The organism is Kitasatospora sp. NPDC091257, from assembly GCF_044757675.1.
Lineage (GTDB): Bacteria > Actinomycetota > Actinomycetes > Streptomycetales > Streptomycetaceae > Kitasatospora > Kitasatospora lactacystinica.
Window position 1 is genome coordinate 1 of record NZ_JBIVVI010000280.1, and the last position, 8,370, is coordinate 8,370.

At 74.9% G+C, this 8,370-nt stretch carries 8 protein-coding genes and 1 riboswitch; of the genes, 2 read left to right on the forward strand and 6 right to left on the reverse strand.

From position 1 onward, the window contains the following. The 5 genes from ACIQOV_RS15525 to ACIQOV_RS15545 all read right to left on the reverse strand — a co-directional run. On the reverse strand, positions 1-945 hold a 945-nt coding region (locus ACIQOV_RS15525; protein WP_401048837.1), incomplete at its 3' end, for a sensor histidine kinase. 232 nt (positions 946-1,177) lie between these two features. Next, positions 1,178-3,397, reverse strand: a complete 2,220-nt coding sequence (locus tag ACIQOV_RS15530; RefSeq protein ID WP_401048833.1) for a SpoIIE family protein phosphatase — start codon at positions 3,395-3,397, stop codon at positions 1,178-1,180. A 197-nt stretch (positions 3,398-3,594) separates the two neighbouring features. Continuing rightward, positions 3,595-4,161: a TetR/AcrR family transcriptional regulator gene (locus ACIQOV_RS15535; RefSeq protein ID WP_380547341.1), complete on the reverse strand. Its 567-nt coding sequence runs from the start codon at positions 4,159-4,161 to the stop codon at positions 3,595-3,597. 80 nt (positions 4,162-4,241) lie between these two features. Beyond that, on the reverse strand, positions 4,242-5,069 hold the full coding sequence (locus ACIQOV_RS15540; protein ID WP_401048834.1) for an alpha/beta fold hydrolase: 828 nt from the start codon (positions 5,067-5,069) through the stop codon (positions 4,242-4,244). A gap of 130 nt (positions 5,070-5,199) precedes the next feature. Beyond that, on the reverse strand, positions 5,200-5,490 hold the full coding sequence (locus ACIQOV_RS15545; RefSeq protein ID WP_359897908.1) for a YiaA/YiaB family inner membrane protein: 291 nt from the start codon (positions 5,488-5,490) through the stop codon (positions 5,200-5,202). 209 nt (positions 5,491-5,699) lie between these two features. Next, a riboswitch (cyclic di-AMP (ydaO/yuaA leader) is annotated at positions 5,700-5,858 on the forward strand. 12 nt (positions 5,859-5,870) lie between these two features. On the opposite strand from ACIQOV_RS15545, the gene ACIQOV_RS15550 reads away from it, so the two are divergent. Continuing rightward, positions 5,871-6,719, forward strand: coding sequence for a M23 family metallopeptidase (locus ACIQOV_RS15550; protein WP_359897907.1), 849 nt, complete (start codon positions 5,871-5,873; stop codon positions 6,717-6,719). 122 nt (positions 6,720-6,841) lie between these two features. Here ACIQOV_RS15550 and ACIQOV_RS15555 read toward each other — a convergent pair whose 3' ends face one another. Then, positions 6,842-7,717, reverse strand: a complete 876-nt coding sequence (locus ACIQOV_RS15555) for a hypothetical protein (RefSeq protein WP_359913968.1) — start codon at positions 7,715-7,717, stop codon at positions 6,842-6,844. A gap of 42 nt (positions 7,718-7,759) precedes the next feature. On the opposite strand from ACIQOV_RS15555, the gene ACIQOV_RS15560 reads away from it, so the two are divergent. Next, on the forward strand, positions 7,760-8,350 hold the full coding sequence (locus ACIQOV_RS15560; protein WP_401048836.1) for a GNAT family N-acetyltransferase: 591 nt from the start codon (positions 7,760-7,762) through the stop codon (positions 8,348-8,350). Positions 8,351-8,370: the final 20 nt, after the last annotated feature.

An 8,370-nucleotide genomic window follows, 5' to 3' on the forward strand; every position in this document is an offset into this window, starting at 1 on the left:
CGGTCGGGGGCCGGGGTTGAACGCCCGGTCGTCCGGCCCGAGGCCGGGGACGGTGGGCGGCAGCGGCTCGGTGAGCAGCGCGTTGGGCAGCAGCAGGACCACGCGCACGCCGCCGTACGGCGAGGGCGCCGAGCTGAGCGTGACCCGGAAGCCGTACTGCTCGGCGAGCCGGCCGACCGCGGCCAGGCCCAGTTGCGGGACCTCGCCCAGCCGGGAGACCTCCAGGGTGCTGCCGCCGGCCAGCGCGGCCGCGGCCTTGACGACGGCCTGTTCCGGCATGCCGACGCCGCCGTCGTCGATCTCGATGACGGCGCCGTTGTGCACCGGCATCAGGGTGACGAACACCTGGGTGCTGGGCGGGGAGTAGCGGGTGGCGTTGTCCAGCAGTTCGGCGATCGCGTGGATCAGCGCCTCGGCGGCGGCGCCGACCACCGCGGTCTCGGTCCGGCTGCGCACCACCACGCGCTGGAACGGCAGGATGCGCGACTGGGCGCCGCGGACGACGTCCTCCAGGGGGACCGGTTCCGGCCAGTGCCGGCCGGCCCGCGCGCCGCACAGCACGGCCAGGGTCTGGGCCAGCCGGGCCTGTTGGGCGGCGGCGTGGTCGGCCTTGAGCAGGCCCTCCAGCAGGGCCGGGTCGTCGTGGGTGCGCTCCATCTCGTCCAGCAGCGCCTGCTGGTCGTGGGCCATCACCAGGATCCGGCGGGCGACGCTGAGGAAGGCCCGCTGGGTGGAGGCGGTGTGCTCCTGCTCCTGCTGGACGGCGGCGAGGTCCTCGCCGCGGCGGGAGAGTTCGGCGGCCAGTTGCTCCTGGAGGGCGGCGAGTTCGCCGTGCAGCCGGTCGGCGCGGCGGCGCTGGGTGACGGACACGGCGCGGTACCGCGCGGCGGCCACGAGGGCGAGGACGGCGAGTACGCCGGTTGCCGTTACGGACCACTGAGTCATCGTCACGCCGCGAATTCTAGGGTGATGATCCTACGAAGGTGTGAACGGATCTCGCCAAGTGACCGGATCTCGTCAATATCGAGTCAATTCGGCGCCAATCGGCACTCGTTCGACCCCGATCCCTGCGCCTGACGAGCCGGGGGAGCAACCTGACCGGCCCCGGTGGGAACGCCGGAACCGAGCCCGACGGCCGGATCGCGTTCCGCGATGTGTGGGGCCCGTGTGCACGGTGTTACGGAAGGGGCGTCGTCCGGTGCAGGAGCAGCAGCGCCACGTCGTCCGGCCGGGACCGCCGCTCGGTCACGTTCAGGGTGAGCAGATCGGCCAGCCGCTCCAGCGCCGGTGCCGGGCCGATCCGCCCCGGACCGGTCTGCCGCGCCCACAGTTCGAGCCCGCCGAGCATCCGCTGCACCGACTCGTCGTAGTCCTCCTCGCGGTCCTCGACCAGCCCGTCGGTGTACGCCAGCAGCGTCTCCCCGACCGCCAGCCGCTCCACCGCCAGCGGGTACGGCTGCTCCGGATCCACCCCCAGCGGCGGCCCGCCCGGCAGCTCCAGCTCGACGGCCGCGGCGTCGGCGGTGATCCGCACCGGCGCCGGGTGCCCGGCCCGGGCGGCGGTCAGCGCGCCGTCGGCCGGATCCAGGGTCAGGTAGAGGCAGGTCGCGAACAGCTCGGTGTCCAGCTCGGCCAGCAGCCGGCTGGTGCGGGTCAGGGTGGCGGCCGGGTCGTGCCCGTCCGTCGCGTACGCCCGCAGCCCGCTGCGCAGTTGGCCCATCACCGCGGTGGCCTCGGCGTTGTGGCCCTGGACGTCGCCGATCACCAGCCCGATCCGGCCCTCCGGCAGCCGCAGCAGGTCGTACCAGTCGCCGCCGATCTGCATGCCCTCGGTGCTCGGCAGGTAGCGGGCGGCACTGGCGATCCCGGACAGCCGGGGCAGGGTGCGCGGGAGCATCGCCCGCTGCAGCTCGGAGGCCCGGTGGTGGTGGGTGTCGTACAGCCGGGCCCGCTCCAGGGACTGCGCCAGGATGCCGGCGAAGGCCGAGTACAGGGTCCGGTCCTCGCGGCTGAACACCCGCTCGGCGGCGAAGGTGATCAGGCAGGAGCCGACCTGCTGCCCGGAGGCGACCAGCGGCAGCACCGCCCAGGCGGCCGGGGCGAGCGGATCGCGCCGGGAACGGGCCGCCGAGGGTTCGCTGAACAGCGGGGCGGAGCGGGCCAGCGACCGCTGCATCACGCCCTCGGACAGGTCCGCCAGACGGGTGAGTTCGGTGCGGCGCGGGCCCCCGTACACGGTGTGCGAGACGGGCAGCAGCCGGCCCGCGTCCACCAGGTCCAGGACGATGCCGGCGGCGCCGAGCGCCGGACGGGCGACGTCGGTGACGGCCGTGGTGACGTCCCGGACGGTCACCGCCCGGGACAGTGCCCGGGTGAGCGTCAGCAGCAGTGCCGTCCGGGCGGCGGCCGGGGAGTTCCGCTCCTCGGCCGGCGGCTGCTCCCGGTACCCGGCCTCGGCCAGCAGCCCGGCGATCCGCACCGGCCGCCCGTGCACGTCCAGCATCACCTCGCCGGACTCCTCGACCCGGGCGGGCCGGCCGCCGGGCCGCAGCACCCGGTAGCCGATCCGGTAGCGGCCGCCGGTGGCCAGCGCCTCGGCGAGCGCGGCCTGCACGTCCGGCAGGTCCTCCGGGTGGACCAGCCGGTCCAGCTCGGGGGCGGCGCCGTCCGGGGCGGCCGGGCGGCCGGCCACCCGGAACGCCTCGGCGTCCCAGTAGCTCTCGCCGGTGACCAGGTCGCGCTCGAAGGCGCCGTGCCCGGCGGCCCGCACCGCCAGCGACAGCAGCGGGTGGGCCGGCCCGGCCGGGTGGCCGTCCGCCGCCCGCGGACCCTCGGGCAACCGGATGCCGTAGGGTGCGCGGGTGCCGTGCGGGAGATGGGCGTCGGCATGGTCCAGCAGGTGCGAGAGCCGGTGGGCGCAGGCCTCGGCGACGGTCTCCAGGACGTCCAGGTCACGGCGCGGGACGGTGCCCCGGTGGGCCAGCGCGAGGGCGAGCACCCCGATCGGCCGCTCGTCCACGACCATCGGCAGGGCGATCACGGCGACCATCCCGGTGCCCAGGCCGGCGTTCGCGTTCGGGTAGTCGACGCTGGTGTGCTCGGGGCTGAGCAGGTACGGGCGCCGCAGCCGCAGGGCCATCGCGGCGGGCAGCTCCCCGGCCGGATCGACCACGCCGTAGCGCTCGTGCGCCCAGTCCGGCAGCCCGTGCGAGGCGGTCAGCCGGAGCATCCCGGCGGAGTCCAGCAGGTACAGCGCGGACCCCTCGCCGGTGATCCAGCTCGGGCCCTCGGCCAGTACGGTGCCGAGCAACTCGGCGGCGCTGGTGCAGCCGAGCAGCAGGCGCACGCAGCGCATCGCACTGCGCGCGGTCGGACTGTCGGCGGGCTCCAGGGGCACTGACCCTTAATACCCCATTTCCCCAAGCGGTGAATGGTTCCTCAAGGGGTGAACGGGGACCGGGCCGTCGCACCGGCACCGGCGAGGTGGCCGTCCGCACCGGCGGTCGTCCGGGCGCGGCCCGGCGCGGGAAGTCGGCCCGGCCGACGTCCGGCGCGCGGGCGGTGCCGCCCTCCGGGTCCGTGCGGGCCGGCCTCCTACGCGGGCCAGGCGCGGAGGCCGGTGGTGAGGGTGGCGATGAGGCGGTCGTGGGTGGTGGCGAGGTCCTCGGCCAGCCGGAAGCCGCCGGCGGTGGTCAGGGAGGCGAAGCCGTGGGCGAGGGAGCGGACGGTGCGGGCGGCGTGGATCGCCTCGGAGCCTTCGAGGCCGTACTCCCGCAGGACGGCGATGATCACGCCGACGAGCCGGGCGCCCGCGCGGGCCAGGTCGTCGTCGGGCTGCGGGGCCTGGGGGAGGGCGTTGTAGCGGTGCGGGTGCGCGGTGGCGTACGCGTGGTAGGCGCGCAGCACGGCGGCGACGGCGTCGTCCCCGCTGCGCCCGACGGCCGCCTCGGCCAGCCGGTCGGCCAGGTCCCCGGTGACCCGTACGGCGATCAGTAGCCGCAGTGCGGCGAGGCCGCCGCTGACGTGCTTGTACAGCGAGGGAGTGGCGACCCCGGCCCGGGCGGCGACGGAGGCCAGCGTGAGGGCCTCGGCGCCCTGCTCGTCGATGAGGGCGAGGGCGTGGTCGACGACCTGGTCGGGGGTCAGTCCTACGCGGGGCATGGGTTCGGGCTCTCCGTACGGATGACGTCGGGTGGATCGGGCGGGGTCGGGCAGGAGCGGGCGGTGGGGCCGGGCGGGGCTCAGCCGAGCTCGGCGAGGAACGGCAGCAGGGCGTCGGCGGTGGCCGTCGGGTTGTCGGCCATCGGGTAGTGCCCGGACCCCTCGATCATCACCTTGCGCGCGCCGAGCGCGGCGGCCTGCCGGTCGGCGACGAGCTCCGGCTTCGGGAAGTCGGGGTCCTTGCTGCCCATGACCACCAGCGCCGGGCACCGCACCGCGGCCGTCCAGCCGACCGGCGCCGAGTCGCCGTGGACGTACCCGCGGGTGGCGGTCTTCCGCCCCGGGGTGCGCAGCGCGGCGACCAGTCCGTCCACGTACGCGTCAAAGTCGGCGGGCTTGGCGCCCGGGAAGGCCATCCGGCGCAGGTAGAAGCCCCAGGAGGCCGGCCAGTGGACGAGGGCGGCGCCCATCAGGCCCATGACGCCGCGCATCAGGGCGCCCGGCGGCGGGTTCTCGACGAAGGCGTTGAGCAGGACGATCCCGGCGACCCGCTCGGGCGCGTCCCCGGCGGCCCTGACGACGGTCGCCCCGGTGTAGGAGTTCCCGGCGAGGACGGCGCGCTCGATGCCGAGGTGGTCGAGCAGGGCGAGGACGTCGCCGGCGATGGCGGCCGGGCCGTAGTCGTCCCACTCGACGGAGGACTCGCCGAAGCCCCGCAGGTCCACGGTGACGACGCGGTGGCCGGCGGCGACGAGCAGCGGACGCAGGTGCCGGTAGGCGGCCCGGCTGTCGAGCATGCCCGGGAGCAGGACGACGGGGGTGCCGTCGCCCTGCCGGGTGTCGTCGAAGGCGATCCGGCCGCCGGGAACGGTCAGGTACTGGGTGCTCGGGGTGATGGTGCCGTTCATGGGGTCCTCCTCGGGCCGCCGGTGCGGGACATCGGCGCGCGGGCCGATAGCCATAAAGCTAAGGCTAATAGCCTTAGCCGTCAAGCGAACGGCCGGGTGAGGGGTGGAGCGGAAGGAGCGGAAGGGATGATCAGACTCCCTCCACCTTGAACGGGTCGTGCTCGCTGAGCAGCTTCTCCAGCCTGGCCTGGTCCACCCGGGTGACCATCTCGTTGGACTCCTGCCGGTCCCGGATCACCTTCGCCAGCGTGAACGCCGAGGTGACGGTGTAGAGGAGGCCGATCCCGAGGAAGGCCCTGGTCCATCCGCCGACCGGCAGGTAGGCGATCCCGACGGCGAGGGCGACGCCCGACAGGGCGAAGGAGAGGACGGCCTGGATGTGGTACGCGGCCGTGGTGCGGGTCTGCATCGATGTGCTCATGGCGCCAGGATGTGGCCGCCCGGCCGGGGTGCACATGAGTAGGAGTACTCAGATGGGACCGTGCGCGAGGGGGGTGTTCGCCGGTGTCGTTCGTTGACGTCCGATCACTTTGCCCTAGGCTGCTCCGAACGGATGGCTTGGAATCAGAGCCTCCTAGGATTAACGTTTGATAACGCAGCGCGGTTGTCAACGCCGTACCCAGACGGCACCGTGCGCCGTCGCCTAATCCCGCCGACCCGCCTCCGGGCAGGTCAGGGAGCCGGGGAACCACGTTCCTTGGGGTGAATCGGCGGGGCCCCGGCCCAGCCGTAGGAGACCTTCCTGCTCCGAACCCGTCAGCTAACCCGGTAGGCGCGAAGGAAGGAAAGGAGCGCGCCTCCGTGGCGTCGACGCACACCCCGGCACACCCGGCCGGCTTCGCAGCCGGTACCCAGCTCCTCGACCACCCCGGCACGGACGGCCCCGAGGCCTTCGGCCCGGAGGACTTCCCCGCGGAGGTCGAGACCAACCGCCACCGGATGCCGCGTCAGACCCGCGGAGCCTCCCCACTGCTCGGCGTCACCGCCGTCGCCGCCACCCTGGGCGCCACCGGCTTCGCCTCGGCGACCCCGGCCGCCGCCCCCGCCGTCGAGGCCCCGGACGAGACCCCGGTCGCCCTCTCCGCCGACCCCGGACTCGCGCTCGCCGCCCGCATCCAGCACCAGGCCGACAGCCAGCGCACCGCCGCCGAGGAGACCGCCCGGCTCCAGGCCGCGCAGGAGGCGGAGGCCAAGGCCGTCGCCAAGGAGGCCGAGGCCAAGCGCGCCGCCGAGGAGGCCGAGCGGGTCAAGGCCGCCGCCCTCACCCTCCCGGTGAAGGACTACCGGCTCTCCGCCCACTACGGCCAGAGCGCCCGCTACTGGGCCAACCTGCACACCGGCCTGGACTTCGCCGCCGACACCGGCACCCCGGTCTACGCGCTCGGCCAGGGCACCATCACCTCGGCCGGCTGGGCCGGCTCGTACGGCTACCGGATCGTCGAGACCCTGCCCGACGGCACCGAGATCTGGTACTGCCACCTCTCCTCGATCACCAAGGGCTCCGGCAAGGTCGCCCCCGGCCAGCAGATCGGCAAGGTCGGCGCGACCGGCAACGTCACCGGGCCGCACCTGCACATGGAGGTCCGCCCCGGCGGCGGCGCCCCGGTCGACCCGGAGCCCTGGCTCCAGCAGCGCGGCCTCAACCCCTGACCCGCGCGAGAAACCCGGTGCACCCGCGAGAGGCCCGCGCACCCGCGCGAGAAACCCGACGCGCACGCGAGAAGGCCCCGGCCCGGAGCAGCGGCTCCGGGCCGGGGCCTTCGTGCGAGGTCTCACTCCTCGGCGGGCAGCTGCGCCAGGTACGCCTCGATCTCCTCCTGGCCCGGCTCCGGCGCCAGCTCCGGGAACTCCGTCACCAGCAGCCGGGGCAGCCCCGGCACCGTCCACCCGCCGAACAGGTCGAGCGCCGCGTCGACCGCCGCCTCCTCGAACTGCCCGAAGTCCCCGGCCAGTTCGTCCGGCATCGGCCGCCCCTGCGCGGTCAGCTCGGCCAGGTTGCGGTAGCTGCGCCGCATCAGGCCCTGCTCCAGCAGCCGCCGGGCGCCGTCCGTGGCCATGCCGACCGACAGCACCCGGCCCGGGCCCCAGCCCTGCTCGTCCGGCTCGTCCAGCCAGCCGGCCGGCACCAGCGCCTCGTACGCGGCCAGCCGGTCCTCCTCCGCGAGCTCCGCGAAGCCGGCCAGCCAGTCCCGCACCGCCGCCCCGTCCGTGACGTCCACCCCGTACGCGTGCAGCAGCACCGCGTACAGCCGGGGCCAGGTCACCAGGTCGGCGCGGCGCAGCAGCCCGGCCGCGACCTCGCCCTGCCACTCGGCCTCCTCGTGCAGCCGCTCCTGGCGCTTGGCGTTCAGCCGCCGGGCCGCCCGCTGGTGGTCGATCAGCAGCCGGACGGCGTCGCCGTAGGCGAGCGGGTCCTCCTCGGGAGCGGGTTGGACGTACAGGTGGAGCCGCTCGTACAGCAGGTGCTCCACCGCGTCGGAGGTCAGTTCCGGCCAGCCGTCGTGCATCCTGCCGTCGCCCAGCTCCAGCAGCGCCAGCACCGCGCGCAGCGGCGCCTCGGCCACCGGCGCGCGGTCCTGCCCGGCCGCCCAGGCGAGCAGGTCGGCGGCCTTGGTGCGGGGGGCGAGCCGCAGGTCTTCGTCGTTCATAGTCCGAACGGTAGCCGCCGGGCGGGGATAGGGTCGGCAGCCATGGTCCCCGTACGACTCACCGGCCCGCGACTGGCCGTCCGCGAGTACCACCTCACCGAGGACGACGTGGACGCGCTGCACGCGCTGTTCGGCGACCCGGAGGTCACCCGCCACCTGCCCTTCGGGCCGAGCGGCCGGGAGGACTGCGCCGACCAGATCGAGCTCTACCTGGAGGAGGCGATGGCCGAGGAGCGGGACACCTACCGCCTCGCCGTCACCAGGCTCGCCGACGCCGAGGAGCCGGCGGACGCGACGCCGATCGGGCAGGCCTCGCTCACCCTGGACGGGCACCGCGCCGCTCAGCTCGGGTGCGTGCTGGCCCGCGGGTCCTGGGGCCGCGGCTACGCGGGCGAGACCGTCGGCCTGCTCTGCGACTTCGCCTTCGGCGCCCTGGACCTGCACCGGCTGGCCGCCCGGGTCGCCGTGGACAACGACGCCTCCGTGAAGGTGCTCACCTGGCTGGGCTTCCGGCTGGAGGGCCGGCTGCGGCACGACGCGTTCAAGGACGGCGTCTGGTCCGACTCGTTCCTCTACGCGCTGCTCGCCGACGAGTGGCCGGGGGCGGGCCCGCGGGGCCGGACGACCGGCTGACCGCCCGGGCCACGGACCAC

Bases quoted from the DNA above. Each gene is read 5' to 3' on its own strand.
- ACIQOV_RS15535 (WP_380547341.1), bottom strand. From the start codon at position 4,161: ATGCCCCGCGTAGGACTGACCCCCGACCAGGTCGTCGACCACGCCCTC.
- ACIQOV_RS15540 (WP_401048834.1), bottom strand. From the start codon at position 5,069: ATGAACGGCACCATCACCCCGAGCACCCAGTACCTGACCGTTCCCGGC.
- ACIQOV_RS15545 (WP_359897908.1), bottom strand. From the start codon at position 5,490: ATGAGCACATCGATGCAGACCCGCACCACGGCCGCGTACCACATCCAG.
- ACIQOV_RS15555 (WP_359913968.1), bottom strand. From the start codon at position 7,717: ATGAACGACGAAGACCTGCGGCTCGCCCCCCGCACCAAGGCCGCCGAC.
- ACIQOV_RS15560 (WP_401048836.1), top strand. From the start codon at position 7,760: ATGGTCCCCGTACGACTCACCGGCCCGCGACTGGCCGTCCGCGAGTAC.